Genomic DNA, 16337 nt, shown 5'->3' with positions numbered 1-16337 from the left:
GAAGAAGTTTTAATTTCTGTGACATAATTTGAACATAATTATGATGTACACTTGTATCAAAGACGTTATTCTGCTGGGGAAAAGTGGAGATTACATTTAGTCCTGTTGAAAATTAACTATATAGATTGAGCTAAATGATTCCATTCAATAACGCTTCGGCGCTTCAGGGATGCCTTCCGCGATAAACTAAGGCACTGAAAAAGTACGATTTCCTTCAATCCCGTTGATTTCCGTTCCGAGCGGACGCTTTCCGCGGGCACGGCTTCAGCCAATCGAACAGCAGAGGGTTCGATTTGCCGTATTTCTGCGTTCTTTGCAGAAATTAAGGCATTCTTGCCCCGTGCTCCCAACGCTAGTGCTTTTGCTCGCAAAAGCCGTTCTTCGTAACGGCTCTTCCTGCGGGGTCTTCAGCTCGCGCTGTTCCCGCTGGAGTCGCCGCTCTTCACTACAATCAACTAGTTCTTACTATAAAAAAGAACTTTTTCAGTGCCCTCCCATAAGCCTGACAAGCTTCGCTGCCAGTCTTATGGTTCCAGCTGCCCCCTTGTAAGGCGCCTGCGCTCAGTTCATATGACGTATTCAATACTTCAACCTAAATAGCACTTTATCTAGTAATGAAGGATTAGTAATACCAAGGAATATACGTTCCTATGAATTTGGTGCATCTCGGTCATATCTGTTAAAATAAAAGAAACGTCCGGAAAGGGTGTATCATTATGAATCTACAACAAAAAACTGAAGCGCTACTTGCTGTTTGTAAGGAATGCTTCGAGCGCCATGCGCAGATGAGAGAACTCGATCGGGAACCCGACTTTTTCATAGAAGTAAAACCATATGCAGATCAATATCATACGTTGCTTGATGAATGGACAGAGGAAGTATCTGAATTCATCAAGACAGCCAAGCCGAAATATGTTCATCCAATTCAAATTGAAACACTGACTGACTCTATGAAGCAATTCATCGTCCAGTCATTTTATCAAAAGACAGGTAAAAAACGTTTTATCTTATCGATTAATTCAGCTGAATATACGTTAAAAACAATTTTGGACGCACTACGTCTTGAACAAGAAGGCGATGTACGATGATAAAGAAGAAAGCGGTTCACGAAGTGTTAGAAAAACTGCGCACTGACGCCTCTTTTTCCGCTAACGTCATCCATACTAAAACGATTGCTGAGAAAGAAGCAATCTACGCCGAATTTCCGGGAAAACTCCATCCATCGATTATTAAAGCACTTGCATCCAAAGGAATTGATAAATTATATAGCCATCAAAGAGAAGCCTTCGACCTGGCATCATCCGGAAATTCTATTACCGCCGTTACACCGACAGCTTCCGGAAAATCCCTTTGCTATCATTTACCTGTTATGCAAAGTATCCTCGAAGATGATACATCGAGAGCCATTTATTTGTTTCCAACAAAAGCACTGGCCCAAGATCAGCTGGCGGACCTCCATGAGCTGATTGAAGCGAGTGGGGAAACCATCCTCAGTTATACATACGACGGGGATACTGCACCTGGCTTGCGTTCTAAGGTTAGAAAGTCGGGTCATATCGTGCTGACAAATCCCGATATGCTGCATTCAGGTATCTTGCCACATCATACAAAATGGGTGTCGTTATTCGAGAACTTAAAGTACATCATCATCGATGAATTGCATACGTACAAAGGTGTTTTCGGCAGTCATGTCGCACATGTGCTGCGAAGGTTGAAACGAATCTGCAACTATTATGGCAGTGATCCAGTGTTCATCTGCACATCTGCGACAATTGCAAATCCGCAAGAACTAGCGGAGTCGTTGATAAATGAGGACGTTCAAGTAATCATCAAAAATGGAGCACCCGCCGGAAAGAAACATTTTGTCTTCTATAATCCACCGGTCGTTCATCCAACGTTTGGTATTCGAAGAAGTGCTGTACTTGAAGTGCGAGATATCGCCGCGCTTTTATACCGGGAAGGCATCCAAACGATTATCTTTGCAAAAAGCCGAGTACGAGTTGAAATGCTTGTCACGTATATGAAAGCATTGACGAAAAAGAAACTGTTCGATGAAACAGTAATGGGCTATAGGGGAGGTTACCTACCTTCAGAACGCCGGAAAATTGAAAAAGGGCTTCGGGATGGAGCTATCCGTACGGTTGTTAGTACGAATGCACTTGAACTTGGCATTGATATCGGGCAACTACAAGCGTGTATTATGACGGGTTACCCGGGAAATATTGCGAGTGCATTTCAACAGGCAGGGCGTGCGGGAAGACGGCAAGATGAGGCGCTCATTATTTACGTCGCCCAATCCCTGGCTCTCGATCAATATATTATTGAACACCCTGATTATCTTCTTGGCCAATCACCGGAAGAAGCACGGATTCATCCGGATAATATGTTTATCTTAATGGATCATCTTAAATGTGCTTCATTTGAGCTGCCATTTTCTTCGACAGAAACATATGGTGAATTTGACGTACAAGAATTACTCGCGTTCCTTGAAAGCGAAGGAGTTTTGATAAAGACTACAGACAAATGGCATTGGATGACAGACAGTTTTCCAGCAAGTGAAGTGAGTCTTCGCTCTGCAACACAGGAAAACGTCATCATTATTGATAAAACGTATCCAAAAGAAACGAAGGTCATAGGGGAGATGGATCGTTTTAGTGCGATGACGCTCCTCCATGAAGAAGCAATTTATATCCATCAAGGAACCCAGTTCCAAGTTGAGCAATTGGATTGGGATGAAAAGAAAGCCTATGTCACAGAAGTCGATGTCGATTACTTCACGGATGCCAATCTTGCAGTGGAACTGAAAGTGATGAATGAAGATATCGCCGAACAGTTCGGAGATAACAAGGCCGCTTATGGTGATATCGCTGTACTTGCAATCCCGACGATTTTCAAGAAAATCAGATTCGATACACATGATAATATCGGTTCTGGTCCGATTTCATTACCCGCAGAAGAATTACATACGTCTTCCACGTGGTACACATTCGACATACCTGAAGGATGGACGGGCGCTGGACTGACGGATGCGATGACGGGTGCAGCCTATGCGATCCAGTCATTTATCCCGTTATTCGTCCGCTGCGATAAAACGGATATCCATGTTGTGCCGCAAGTGAAAGCTGTTCATACCGGAAAGCCAACTATTTTCATTTACGACAGTTATCCAGGCGGAATAGGTCTGAGTGAAAAGATTTTTGAACGGTGGGATGAGCTGTTGCAAAAAGCAGCCGATCATGTGTCCACCTGTCGCTGCGAGTCGGGTTGTCCGGTTTGTATCGGTGCGCAAGAAGCTGGTATGGGCATGAAACGGGATGTCGGATCCCTTCTTAAGACGCTAGCGGGAGGGGAAAGAAATGTCATATGAACAGAAACTGATGCAAATGAAGAAGTTGTTGAAAAAAACAACTTCTAAAGTGGTAGCTGAAGATGTGCCAGAAGTTGTAAAACCCGTTGCAAAAGTACCTGTCTATGAACAGCAGTGGCTGGACGCGGGTTTGACAAAAGCCGTAAATAAACATGGCATCGTCTATAAACGCATTGTTGAATACGACACTGACCATCAGCACGGAAACATTATTCTTTCGGGTTTGAAGTCAACGATCGATAAATGGAAGAAGTCCGGTGAAGTGCATCCACTGTCTCCGGATTTTTCAAAACCGCTTGTTTTCTTTGATACAGAAACGACAGGTTTAAAAGGAGCAGGTACACTGATATTCCTCATGGGGTTCATTGAACAGACGGCATCATCTTTTAAAATGACGCAGTATGTCCTTCCGGGTCCTGATCACGAAGCGGCATTCCTTTATGCAACTGGATTATGGGAAAAGCCGTCGACACTCGTTACGTATAATGGCAAAAGTTTTGATATCCCAATGGTGGAAACACGATGGACGATGAACCGTAAAGAATTACCGCCACTTCTCAAGCATACCCAAATCGATTTGTTGCATGGTTCCAGACGTATTTGGAAAGGTGAGATGGCAACGTTTCGACTACCTGCAATTGAGGAGGAACAACTTGGTTTCTTCCGACAAGGAGATATCCCAGGGCATATGGCGCCAATCATCTACCAAGATGCTGTTAAGAATGGTCGCGCGGAACTATTAATGAAAGTTCTCGTCCATAATGAATGGGATATCCTTTCACTAGTTGCGCTTTATATACGGTCAACCGATTTGCTATTGAAAAGCGATGTCCGAGAATCGGCCGTGACCCATACGAATATTGGGAAATGGTTTGGTGATTTAAAGTCGCATGACCGTAGTAAACAAATCTTTGAAAGTGTCATTGCCGAGTATGGGATCAATCATCCTGCGACACATTTTCACTTCGGGTTCATCTTGAAAAAGGAACAGGCTTACGAGGACGCAGTCTCTTCATTCAAGATAGCGGCAACAGGTCTTACCGGACGTGAACGAATTATCGCTTTAGAGGAATTAGCGAAGCTTTACGAGCATAAGCTGAAAGAGTTAAACAAGGCATTAGACTCCACGAAAGAGGCGATTAAGCTCCTGAAGGCGGATTCCTACTTGGCGGAAAGATTTCGGGCACGTTCGAGAAATGATTTCTTGAAAAGGGAAATAAGGATAACTAGAAAATTATTTCCCAGGCAAGCGCACGAAGCGACAAAAAACGGTTGAAAGTCGGCTTTAGTAAGACAAAGTCGGACAATATATGTTATAATCAACGGTATGTAAACAGAGACGGAAGGGCGATTTTTCATGGACACTAAATTGGATACAAAAACGATTCTTGAGAAGGAATTCAAAACGGGCCTTCGCGGCTATAATCAGGAAGAAGTAGATCTCTTCCTTGATGATATTATTCATGACTATGAAGCTTTTAAAAAGACGATTACAGAATTGCGTACCGAAAATGAACGCATGCAAAGAGAACTTGAATCTGCACAAAAACGCCCTGCGGCTGGAAGTGCTGGAACAACGAACTTTGATATATTGAAGCGAATTTCAAATCTGGAAAAGCATGTTTTCGGAAGTAAACTCTTCGACCAAGAATAATATATTGTAAATGAAACATAAGTACGGTATACTAAAAATATCATAGTGGAATTTAGGTAATCGCTGCAACATCCTATGTTGTAGAGGAAAGTCCATGCTCACACGGATCTGAGATGACCGTAGTGTTCGTGCTCGGCGAAAGAATAAGCCGTGGCTTCGCGTATAACGCGTTGACGGCGGGAATAAATCCTAAGTCTTCGGATATGGATGAGGTTCCCTGAACAGTGCCACAGTGACGTAGCTGTCTCGGAAACGGGGCAGATGGAACGCGGTAAACCCCACGAGTGAGAAACCCAAACTATGGTAGGGGCACTCTTCCGAGGGAAATGAACTGTAGGAAGAGACAGGTGTATACCTGTAGATAGATGATTACCACCCTAAGTACGAGGCGTGAGCCGTTTGAGTACACGGGAACAAAACATGGCTTATCGAATTTCCTATGGTATTATTTTTAAATTGATTGCTCTCCAATAAGATGGGGAGCTTTTCTTTTGGAGAATTAAAGTGTGAAAAAAATATGGTTATATTGGCAATACTATAAAAAGTTAACCCTTGATGAATTCATGGAAATGATTGATGGTATAGAATTGGAGTTGGAAATGCATGACTGAATTTAAACTAGTGGCAACATCTGCAATGGGGCTTGAATCACTTGTGGCAGATGAAGTAAAAGCTCTTGGTTATAAAACGACTTCGGAAAATGGGAAGATTTATTTCCAGGGCGATGAATTGGCGATTGCAAAAACGAATCTATGGCTCCGAGTAGCGGACCGTGTTCGTATTGTTGCAGGTGAATTCGAAGCTACGACGTTCGATGATTTATTTGAACAGACAAAAGCGATTCCATGGGAACGTTTTTTGCCAGTTGACGCAGAGTTTCCAGTTGCGGGTAAATCAGTGAAATCTACTTTGTACAGCGTGCCTGATTGCCAGGCCATTGTAAAAAAAGCGATTGTTGAACGCTTGAAGATTGCTTATAAACGAATTGGTTTCTTTGATGAATCAGGTCCTTTATTCAAATTGGAAGTATCGATTTTAAAAGATAAAGTAACATTAACGATCGATTCAAGTGGAACGGGACTACATAAACGCGGATATCGACTTGCACAAGGGGATGCACCGTTGAAAGAGACACTTGCAGCAGCGCTTGTGAAAGTGTCACGTTGGAATCCAAATCGTCCTTTCGTTGACCCGTTTTGTGGTTCAGGTACAATCGCAATTGAAGCTGCGATGATCGGGCAAAACATTGCACCTGGATACAATCGTGAATTTTTAAGTGAAGAGTGGCCATGGATCAATAAAAATATTTGGGATCAAGTTCGTGAAGAAGCGGAAGACCTCGCAAAATACGACCAACCACTTGATATTTCAGGATTTGATTATGATCCCCGAATGATTAAAGTGGCACAAGAGAATGCGGCAGGAGCTGGATTCATGGATTTGATCAAGTTCCAAACATGTGACGTGCGGGACTTGACGTTAGAGGGCTTGAACGGAGTTATGGTGGGGAATCCGCCATACGGTGAACGTCTTGGTGAGGTAGAAGAGGCTGAAGAAATTACGCAGGAACTTGGCCGTATAATGAAAAACTATCCATCATGGTCTGTTTATATGTTGTCTTCATTGGAAAATTATGAAAAAATGTACGGACATAGAGCAACGAAGAAAAGGAAATTATTCAATGGTTTTATTCGTACTGATTTGTATCAGTTCTGGGGCCAACGTCAATAATTGATAGAATGCGGAAGAGGGAAACTCCTCTTCCTTTTGCATGTAATAAGGAAGGGGTAAACGATGAAGAGCAAGATGCCATTCCCGTTATCAAAAGATAAATCGTTCTATGAGTCACTGAACGACTGGATAGGGGATACGTTATACGATGAACTGACTGAAAAAGGATTTGAATGCCGTGATGAACAAATCTATATGGCGTTCCAAATTGAACAAGCACTGAAAGAAAAGAAAGTTCTTTTTGCGGAAGCGGGTGTAGGGACAGGTAAAACAATTGCTTATCTACTTCCTGCAATCGCTTATGCTCGCTATACTGGCAAACCGGCTCTCATTTCATGTGCGGATGAGACACTGATTGACCAGCTTGTAAAAGAAGACGGTGATATCCGGAAAATTAGTGAAGCGCTCGGTCTTGATATCGATGTTCGACTTGCTAAATCACGTGACCAATATTTATGCTTGAAACGATTGGAAGAGGCGGGTAATACGATTGACGAAGACTATGTTGATGTTGTGGCAGATGAACTACCTGAATTCGTTTACGGTTCCGGTTCATTGCAATCGATTTTTCCTTACGGAGAACGTTCGGATTATCCAAATTTAAGTGATGAAGAGTGGAAAACAGTGAACTTCCATCCCATCCAGCAATGTGCTGCGTGTGATGTTCGTAATCGATGTGGTCAGACAATTCACCGAAATCATTATCGCGAATCGGTCGAACTCGTTATTTGTTCTCACGATTTTTATATGGAGCATATTTGGACAAAAGAATCCCGTAAAAGACAGGGACAATTACCATTATTACCAGAACCGTCAATGATTGTCTTCGACGAAGGCCATCTTCTTGAGTATTCGGCTCAGCGTGCTTTGACGTATGAGGTACAAAATAGTACATTGCTAAATCTGCTTGAACGAATTATGGTCGATGGAATAAGAGAGTCGACACTTCAACTGATGGAGCGCCTAATTGATTCGCATGAAGCATTTTTTAAATTACTCGATGCGCTTGCGGATACAACGGAGAATGAACGGAAAGCGATTGAGAAAACACCTGAACTTCTGGCAATTGGAAAAGAGGTTGTGAAAATCTCGAATGCGCTTCTTGAAGAATTTGTTTTTGAAGGTGAACTCTATATCATTCCGGCATATGATTTGAGAATGGTCGAGGAATATCTGGATCAATACATTTACTCAATGGACCTCTTCACCTCTCAAAATGATGCAGTCGACTGGCTTGAAGGTCGCGAAGGCGAATCCACACTGGTTATCATGCCACGTCTAGTGACGGACATTTTAAGAGAGAAACTGTTTTCATCCAACACGCCAATCGTCTTTTCATCCGCTACATTATCAGTCGGTGAAACGTTTACTTATTTGGCAGATGGTCTTGGTATCCAAGATTACTTGTCATTCTCAGTGGAATCTCCATTTGATTATGATGAAGTGATGGAAGTATTTGCGACGGATGTAGAAGCCGGTGGCAAAGCGAAGCGAGCGCTTGAACTTTTAGAAGATGGAGAGCAAACACTGATTCTCTTCAAGTCAGAACGAGCGATGAACCATTTCAAAGAGCGCGTTCCTAGCGAGTGGCAAGACCGTATCGCTTTCGAAGGTGAACGAGAATTGTCTTCTATCGTGCGTGACTTCCAACAGAAGAAAGTACCTGTTTTATGCTCTTATCACTTATGGGAAGGGCTCGACATTCCCCAAGATGCATTGACACGCGTCATTATTTACGATTTGCCATTACCACCATCGGACCCGTTGTTCGACGCGAGACGTCAGCACGCTAAGGATCCTTTCCGTGAAGTAGACTTACCATTCATGCTACTAAGGCTACGCCAAGGTGCAGGACGACTCATACGGACGTCAGCCGATTCTGGAACAGTACATCTTTTACTAGAAGGTAAAGAACAGGAAATGAAAGCTGAAATTGAAAGTATTTTCCCTGTTAAAATGAAAATGACAGTTTAATTATAATTTGTAAGGCCCTCCTAGTAATATTGGGAGGCCTTTTTGTATTTCTGAGGGAAACGCTATTATTTAGGACTGTCCAGCTCGTGCTGTTTATACAAGAAATGTATAAATGTTGTGAAGGACAATAAATAAAAAACACTTATTAAGGGTCTGAATAGGTCCTATAAAAAAGATTCAGTCATGCACATATAATTTGGGGTTCTACATTAACTCACATGTGTTGATTAACCAAAAACAACCCGTAAATAACTTAATCAAACAGCAGGCGCTTCATGTACATTATATTTGGATCGCTTTGGATTGAACGGGCTCTATACGATTATCGAGATTTCTTGATGTTTAGGGATGTGACTTCATCGCATCCCTAAACATCTTTTTCGATAATCGTATGGTGCTTATTCATCCGTCGCTCTCCAAATGTATACGTACGCAAAGTGCTTAAACCGGAACGAAAGAATAGCGGAACTTTTTATTTGGATAATAGCCGCCAAAGATACAATTTTGGCGGCTGAAGTCTTCTCCATAGTCTTGTCTTTTTTAGTTAAGGAAGAGTCACTTTCTTATAGTACATCGCATGATAATACGCGTAATCTTTACTAAAAGTAAGCAAGGAACACCTAGTACAAAGTACTAGAGTGCCCGAAATTGTATCTTCGTGCACTTACAACCTTTATAAAGAGTCATCTACTCTTTTTTTCAAAAGTAGCTGTATTTTTCACTTAAACGTTGTAGCCGCACTCGCCCCTCGGTAAAGTTGTCATGACTATTTCGCTGAAAGCGGACCGGAAATGATCAAGTTAAAATGGCGTTTTTCAAGCCTTTCTTACCTGCTTTTTATGCAAGAAAATGGTTAATCAGCAGACGTGACATTAGCTAATTGTTTTATTTCAGCATAGTTTAATTACTGAAATAAAACTGATCTCCTACTAGGAGACTATATGAGTTGCCCGAATTATGTTAAAATAAAGACCAGTATAGTAAGTAAGGGGGAATGGATATGTCTACAGAAGAGAATTTCGTAGCTTTGCTAAAGAAAATGAGTGCATACTCAGAAGCCGTTTCAATCATGTATTGGGATATGCGTACGGGCGCACCGAAAAAAGGCATTCCGGCAAGATCGGAAGCAGTCGGTACATTATCGACAGAACTATTTAAATTGAGTGTCTCAGAGGAAATGGGTGGCTATCTCGAGGAACTAGGCAATAGGAAAGACACACTTAACCCGATTTTGTTGAAAACAGTTGAAGAAGTAAAAAAAGAATATGACTTAAGCAAAAAAATTCCGGCGGAGGAGTACCGTGAATTTGTCGTTCTGACTTCTCAATCGGAATCAGCATGGGAAGAAGCGAAAGAGAAAGCTGATTTTGACATGTTCCTTCCATATCTTGAGAAAATCGTGGCAACGACTAAAAAGTTCATTGGCTATTGGGGAGAAAAAGATGGAAATCCGTACAATACATTGCTCGATCAATATGAACCGGGGATGACAACAGACATCATCGATGAAGTTTTCGGCCAATTGAAAGAGACAATCGTGCCACTTGTGAAGAAAATTTCAGAATCAGGTAACCAACCCGATACGTCATTTTTATTCAAAAAATTTCCGAAAGAAAATCAGAAAGCATTCAGTCATGAGATATTGAAGCAACTTGGTTATGACTTCGATGCAGGTCGATTGGATGAAACCGTTCATCCATTTGCCACAGGCATCAATATAGGGGATGTCCGAATTACGACGAAGTACGATGAAAATGATTTCCGTTCCGCCGTTTTTGGAACAATTCATGAATGTGGACATGCACTTTACGAACAAAATATTGATTTAGAACTTGAAGGATTACCAGTTGCAGATGGTACTTCGATGGGGATTCATGAATCGCAGTCATTATTCTATGAACAGTTTGTCGGACATAATGAAAACTTTTGGACGTATAATTTTGATTTATTAAAGAGCCAATCACCTGAACAGTTTGAAGGCGTAGCGCTCGAAGATTTCCTTTGTGCAATCAATGTGTCAAAACCATCGCTTATTCGGATTGAAGCAGATGAACTGACGTACCCACTTCACATTATGATTCGTTATGAAATTGAAAAAGGGATTTTTAACGGCGATTATGAAGTGGTAGACCTTCCTGAAATTTGGAATGATAAATATGAGGAATACCTGGGTATCCGTCCAAAAAATAACGGTGAAGGTATTTTACAAGACGTTCACTGGGCTGGCGGATCCTTCGGTTATTTCCCGTCATATGCACTTGGCTATATGTACGCAGCTCAATTGAAAGTGGCAATGTTAAAAGACCTACCTAATTTTGATGAACTTTGTGGAAATGGTGATTTTGGCCCGATTCTTGACTGGTTAACTGAACATGTTCACAAATACGGCAAGATGAAACTGCCACTTGAAATTATTAAAGATACGACAGGTGAAGGATTGAACGCCAAATATTTAGCCGATTACTTATCTGAAAAATACACGAAGTTATATAACTTATAAAAAGTAAAAACAGTCCCGTGAACCCGAAATAATCCAGGGAGGGGACTGTTTTTAGTGAACTTTAATTTTCATCAATTGTTAATAGGACAGTCAACATTCCGCCGCCGTCGATCTTGACTGGCAATTTAAATGCCTGTTTGAAGCCATAAAATTTCGTTGTTCCCGTCATCACGGTAGGGGGGGAAATATCAAGGATGAGGCCGTCTTTTTCGAGTATTGTACATAAGTTTCCAGCAACCATATTGCCAAGCTCGCCTGTGAATGATTCAATCATTTCACCTTCGATTGACATGCCAAACATTGCTTGTCCAATCGTATTAATGGCGTCTAAAGATGCATCAATGATAAGCCTTCCTTTTATGCCTCCGACAAGTCCAATTAAGACGCTTATCTCTTTTTGTTCATACGGTTGAACTGTAATCGACGGAGCAAGGACATCCAATTTGACCGGAATAACAGTTGATAGTGAAGAGATTGTCCCATTTAAAATCATTTGTACATTCTTCGAAGTGCTCATTTTAGCTTCCGCCTTTCTGAAATATAACGATAGGTCGATTATATCATGACGAAAGGTAGAATAAACAAAAAACGACAAAATATGCACAGAAAAATTTGTTGATAATTCGAACGCCGATAAATGGTATGATAAAAAGAGCAATTGACGAAGGGATCGAAAGATAAATGCCAGAATTAGATAACTTATTACAACAAGCCGCGACATACGGCCTAGTTTTTCAAAAAAATGATGATGAAGACCGCTTTAAGAAAACGGCGTTATTCGCCAAAAAACTCATAGATAAAGAATATACGATTGGATTTTCCGGTCATTTTTCCGCCGGTAAATCGTCGATGATCAATGCGTTGACTGGCCAAGACTTACTGCCGTCAAGCCCGATTCCGACAAGTGCTAACATTGTGAAAGTGCGGAAAACTGAAACGGATTTTGCTATTATCCATCATACGGACGGTACCGCAGTGAAATACGGCGGGCACGGATTTCCGGCTGCCGTTAAGTCGTTTAGTAAGGATGGTGCGGCCGTTTCACTCGTTGAAATTGGTCATACGGAATCGAATTTACCAGAAGGAATTACCGTTATGGATACACCCGGTGTGGACTCAACGGATGATGCACATCGTCTTTCGACAGAATCCGCACTGCATCTCGCGGATCTCGTCTTCTACACGATGGATTACAATCATGTGCAATCGGAATTGAATTTCCGTTTCACGAAAGAATTGATGCGTTACAACGATAACGTTTATTTGATTGTCAACCAAATTGATAAACACCGTGACAGTGAGTTACCATTTGTGGAGTTCAAAAAATCGGTTGAGGATTCATTTAAAATGTGGGGTGTCGTACCGAAAGGGATTTTTTATACCTCATTGAAAGATTTAACGCACCCGCATAATGATTTTAGTGCCGTGAAAGCGATTGTTGATGGGTCGATGGAAAACTGGCAAGAACGATTCGTCGACAATGCTGAGATGACGTTAGTAAAACTGAAGGATGAGCATAGCCAATTCTTGTCTGATGAAATAGTGGAACGAAAAAACACATTCTCCGAGATTGTTTTAGAAGATGAATGGACAAAGCAAGTTGAGCTTCAAGAAGAGGCTTTAGAATCTAAAAAAATGCTGAAGCTTCTCTCGGGGGATGCATTTTCTTTAACATTTGAAAAAGAACGAAATGACCTATTGCAAGGGGCGGCAATTACACCATATGAAACACGTGAACTGCTGAAAAACTATTTGGAATCGCTGTCGTCTAGATTTAAAGTTGGTATTTTGTTCGGTGCGAAAAAGACGGCGGAAGAAAAGGCACGAAGGAAAGATGCACTTGCTGACAATATGGGCAAACTTGTTCATGCCCAAATTGAAGTCCATCTAAAGACGCTTATGAAAAAATCGTTGAAAGAAGCGGGGATTTTAACGGATGAGCAATCACTAGTGATTGACGAAATCAACTTAACGATCCCATTTTCTGATATAGAAAAAGAGTTTAATGTATCTGATACCATAACTGGCGACACCGTCCTCAACTATTCTGAACGCATGAGAACAACGATTCAAGCCACATTTAGACGAATGACCGAGGATTGGAAACACGCAATGTCCGAAATTGCATTAGTAGCGGGGAATGACAACGCTGGTATTCTTGAACAAAAAGTGTACCGATTGGATGAGAAGTTACATGCAATCCAACAGGTAAGTGAAGTGGAAGCTCAATTGGCAAATCTCGAACATGAAATTATAGGCTCGACTGCGGAAGTCAATGCACTTCTTCAACAGTGGAAAGTACAGAAAACGCTACAATTAGTCGAATACAACGAAGCGGAAGAAGTACTTATCCTAGAGAATACCTCTGACCACACGGCAGAAGTCGAGCAAGTTCAGCGAGAAGTAGCTACTTTGGATTCAGATTCAGTGGTTAAGCACGCTATTCGTATCGCGAATTCGGTTGAAGCGATTCCAGGTTTTATGGAAACAGCAGACTACCTTCGAAAAAAAGCTGACCGACTAGATGGGCAAGAATTCACTGTTGCACTATTCGGTGCGTTTAGTGCAGGGAAATCATCTTTTTCCAATGCATTAATTGGTGAAAATGTCTTACCGGTTTCTCCAAATCCAACTACTGCAGCCATCAATCGAATACGTCCGATTTCAGTGGGAAAAGAAGATAAAACGGCCGATATTTTATTGAAAACAACAGACCGGATGACAGAAGATGTTTTCCGCTCTTTTGAAGCACTTGGTGTTGGCGCAACATCGTTGACTGATGCTTTTCAAAAAGCAGATGATGCACTAAATACAGAATTGACGGATGAGAGTCTCCATATCCATAAAGCATTTATTGCCGCATTCAAGAGAGGGTATCCTCTTTATCATGAAGCACTTGGCACAATTATTAAGGTCGGGCAGGAAGAATTCGTTAAATTTGTTGCTGAAGAAGACCGAAGCTGTTTCGTCGAATCAATTGACTTCTACTATGATTGTGAATTGACTAGGAAAGGAATCACCCTCGTTGACACACCAGGGGCCGACTCCATTAATGCGCGTCATACCGATGTTGCATTTGAATATATCCGAAATGCGGATGCGATTCTTTTCATCACGTATTATAATCATGCATTTGCGAGGGCAGACAGGGAGTTCCTAGTCCAGCTTGGTCGAGTGAAGGATGCTTTCGAGCTTGATAAGATGTTTTTTGTTGTCAATGCAATTGACCTTGCATCTGACGCGGAAGAGGCGGAAGCAGTTAAAACGTTCGTAGGGGATGAACTACGGAAGTTTGGTATCCGTAATCCTAGAGTTCATGGCATTTCAAGTTTGCAGGCACTCGAGGCGAAAGTGGATAATCGGATGGATCCATTTATGGCGCCTTTTGAAGAAGAATTCCATCATTTCCTTGAACACGATCTAAAAGGACTTGCTGTTCAGGCACTCGAAGAAGAGGCGTTAAAAACGATTGAACGACTCTCGTCACTTATTAGCCGGACAGAAACGAATCGAACTCGTAAGGCAGAAAGATTGGACGAATTGAACAAACTTGAAGGAGAAGTGCGTCAACATTTCGCACATAAGTTTACACAAGTGCTAACAAAAGCGACTCATGATGAACTAAGCGAACTTGTCTATTACATTTTACAACGTGTATTTTTACGTTTTGGTGATTTCTTCAAAGAGGCATACAGTCCATCTGTTTTCGTTAACAATTCAGCAGACCGGGCATTGAATGGTGCACTCGCTGAAACCGTGCAGATGATTGGATTTGATTTGACACAAGAGCTTAAGGTGACAAATTTACGGATGCTAAACTTCATGAAAAAGCAGTTGACAAATCGGCAGCGTTTAGAAATTTCGGGGTTATATGAAAAAGATAACTCCATAGCACCTTCACCGTATGAACCACAAGATGCTGATATGTTGTCTTTCGGAGCTCCATACACTGATTCTAATAAATATAGAAGTGTCAACCGATTGTTCAAAAATCAGAAAGCATTCTTCGAAAAGGGAGAGCGCGATATCTTGAAAGCACGACTGGAAGAATTATTGAAGACAGATGCATCAATCTATCTTGGGCTTGAAAAAGAACTGCTTGAAAAGTGGGCAGACCGTTGGATTGACAGTGAAGCGGAAGGGCTTAGACAGCACTTGTTGAAAGAGAGTTTGAATCAGATTGCCTCTGAGCGAACACTTCTTCAAGGAACGGAACAACTAAGCGAATGGCGTACAGTATATGAGAAACTACAAACTGAGGAGTGGGTTTGATTGGCTACCGTTTTTGTTTCGATAAAAGATATTGATCATGCTAAATTCAAATGGGTAGATACACGTTTTTCATTGCAAGATGCGGATGAAGGCAAGCAGAAATACACAAAAAGCCATGTAACAGGGGCAGTTTACTGGGATCTCGAACATGATTTGTCCGACATGACGAAATCGGAAGGAAGACATCCGATGCCAGAGAAGGCGACTTTGACCGAGCTCTTCAGAACGAGTGGACTTTCAATTGACGACCAAATCATCGTTTATGATGACGGTGGAAGCCCTTTTGCAACTCGTGCTTGGTGGCTATTGCAATATGCTGGATTTAACAATTCATATATCGCACTTGAAGGATTCCAGGCAATGAAAGAAGCGGGTTTACCTTTAGATAATCGTCCACCGGAGCCACTGAGGACTTCAGTTACTCCTCAGTGGGATGAAACAATCTATGCCCCTAGAGAGCACGTTGAAGAAACAGTGGCTGGAAAAACAGCGAGTGTCCTGCTAGATGCCCGCTCAGCAGAGAGATACCGGGGGGAGAAGGAACCAATAGACCCGATCGCTGGACGGATTCCAGGAGCGCTAAACTTTGACTGGGAGCAATTAAAAAAAGGAGGCGCCTTCAATTTGGATGGTGCTGTAAGAGAGCAATTGCATACTGTGGTGGAACCGGCAGAAGAAGTAACGGTTTATTGTGGTAGCGGTGTAACAGCAGCCCCATTATATGCTTTACTCAAACACAATGGCTATGAGAAGGCCCGTCTGTATGTCGGAAGCTATAGCGACTGGATATCACAACAAGGTGTCAAAGTCGAAAAAGATTGACTTTCAGGAGGCTTATA

Annotated in this window: 10 protein-coding genes and 1 other RNA gene; 10 read left to right on the top strand and 1 reads right to left on the bottom strand. The window is 41.8% G+C overall.

The window, feature by feature from the left end; translation table 11 throughout:
- The first annotated feature begins 716 nt into the window (after nt 1-716).
- The 8 genes from ACGLYD_RS10070 to ACGLYD_RS10035 all read left to right on the top strand — a co-directional run bounded on the left by ACGLYD_RS10070 (nt 717) and on the right by ACGLYD_RS10035 (nt 11226).
- Nucleotides 717-1088: a YppE family protein gene (locus ACGLYD_RS10070; RefSeq protein ID WP_067210295.1), complete on the top strand. Its 372-nt coding sequence runs from the start codon at nt 717-719 to the stop codon at nt 1086-1088.
- Nucleotides 1085-3367 (top strand): DEAD/DEAH box helicase, encoded by a 2283-nt coding sequence (locus ACGLYD_RS10065; protein ID WP_067210293.1) that lies wholly within the window; start codon nt 1085-1087, stop codon nt 3365-3367. Before ACGLYD_RS10070 ends, ACGLYD_RS10065 begins: the two co-directional genes overlap by 4 nt.
- Nucleotides 3357-4643, top strand: a complete 1287-nt coding sequence (locus tag ACGLYD_RS10060; RefSeq protein ID WP_067210291.1) for a ribonuclease H-like domain-containing protein — start codon at nt 3357-3359, stop codon at nt 4641-4643. Before ACGLYD_RS10065 ends, ACGLYD_RS10060 begins: the two co-directional genes overlap by 11 nt.
- Nucleotides 4644-4724: 81 nt before the next feature.
- Nucleotides 4725-5021: a cell division regulator GpsB gene (gene gpsB / locus ACGLYD_RS10055; protein ID WP_067210288.1), complete on the top strand. Its 297-nt coding sequence runs from the start codon at nt 4725-4727 to the stop codon at nt 5019-5021.
- A gap of 48 nt (nt 5022-5069) precedes the next feature.
- An RNA gene (gene rnpB / locus ACGLYD_RS10050) (RNase P RNA component class B) lies at nt 5070-5454 on the top strand.
- 170 nt (nt 5455-5624) lie between these two features.
- Nucleotides 5625-6752, top strand: coding sequence for a class I SAM-dependent RNA methyltransferase (locus ACGLYD_RS10045; protein WP_067210287.1), 1128 nt, complete (start codon nt 5625-5627; stop codon nt 6750-6752).
- Between the two features lie 63 nt (nt 6753-6815).
- The gene (locus ACGLYD_RS10040) at nt 6816-8726 is read left to right on the top strand and encodes an ATP-dependent DNA helicase (RefSeq protein WP_067210284.1); all 1911 of its coding nucleotides are present in this window, start codon (nt 6816-6818) and stop codon (nt 8724-8726) included.
- Between the two features lie 1000 nt (nt 8727-9726).
- Nucleotides 9727-11226, top strand: a complete 1500-nt coding sequence (locus ACGLYD_RS10035; protein ID WP_304626827.1) for a carboxypeptidase M32 — start codon at nt 9727-9729, stop codon at nt 11224-11226.
- Between the two features lie 61 nt (nt 11227-11287).
- Here the strand turns inward: ACGLYD_RS10035 and ACGLYD_RS10030 are convergent, their stop codons facing one another.
- On the bottom strand, nt 11288-11743 hold the full coding sequence (locus ACGLYD_RS10030; RefSeq protein WP_067210278.1) for a chemotaxis protein CheX: 456 nt from the start codon (nt 11741-11743) through the stop codon (nt 11288-11290).
- Nucleotides 11744-11907: 164 nt separating this feature from the next.
- Between ACGLYD_RS10030 and ACGLYD_RS10025 the strand changes: the two genes are divergently transcribed.
- Both ACGLYD_RS10025 and ACGLYD_RS10020 read left to right on the top strand, forming a co-directional pair.
- On the top strand, nt 11908-15498 hold the full coding sequence (locus ACGLYD_RS10025; RefSeq protein ID WP_399632773.1) for a dynamin family protein: 3591 nt from the start codon (nt 11908-11910) through the stop codon (nt 15496-15498).
- Nucleotides 15499-16320, top strand: coding sequence for a sulfurtransferase (locus ACGLYD_RS10020; protein WP_187045108.1), 822 nt, complete (start codon nt 15499-15501; stop codon nt 16318-16320).
- Nucleotides 16321-16337 lie beyond the last annotated feature (17 nt).

The sequence above is a fragment of the Sporosarcina sp. SG10008 genome (genome assembly GCF_044569405.1).
Classification (GTDB): Bacteria; Bacillota; Bacilli; order Bacillales_A; family Planococcaceae; genus Sporosarcina; species Sporosarcina psychrophila.
Note: the sequence above shows the minus strand (reverse complement) of the source record. Positions and strands in the feature narration are given on the sequence as shown.

Coding starts and splice junctions, on each gene's coding strand:
- ACGLYD_RS10070 (WP_067210295.1), top strand. CDS start 717: ATGAATCTACAACAAAAAACTGAAGCGCTACTTGCTGTTTGTAAGGAA.
- ACGLYD_RS10065 (WP_067210293.1), top strand. CDS start 1,085: ATGATAAAGAAGAAAGCGGTTCACGAAGTGTTAGAAAAACTGCGCACT.
- ACGLYD_RS10060 (WP_067210291.1), top strand. CDS start 3,357: ATGTCATATGAACAGAAACTGATGCAAATGAAGAAGTTGTTGAAAAAA.
- gpsB (WP_067210288.1), top strand. CDS start 4,725: ATGGACACTAAATTGGATACAAAAACGATTCTTGAGAAGGAATTCAAA.
- ACGLYD_RS10045 (WP_067210287.1), top strand. CDS start 5,625: ATGACTGAATTTAAACTAGTGGCAACATCTGCAATGGGGCTTGAATCA.
- ACGLYD_RS10040 (WP_067210284.1), top strand. CDS start 6,816: ATGAAGAGCAAGATGCCATTCCCGTTATCAAAAGATAAATCGTTCTAT.
- ACGLYD_RS10035 (WP_304626827.1), top strand. CDS start 9,727: ATGTCTACAGAAGAGAATTTCGTAGCTTTGCTAAAGAAAATGAGTGCA.
- ACGLYD_RS10030 (WP_067210278.1), bottom strand. CDS start 11,743: ATGAGCACTTCGAAGAATGTACAAATGATTTTAAATGGGACAATCTCT.
- ACGLYD_RS10025 (WP_399632773.1), top strand. CDS start 11,908: ATGCCAGAATTAGATAACTTATTACAACAAGCCGCGACATACGGCCTA.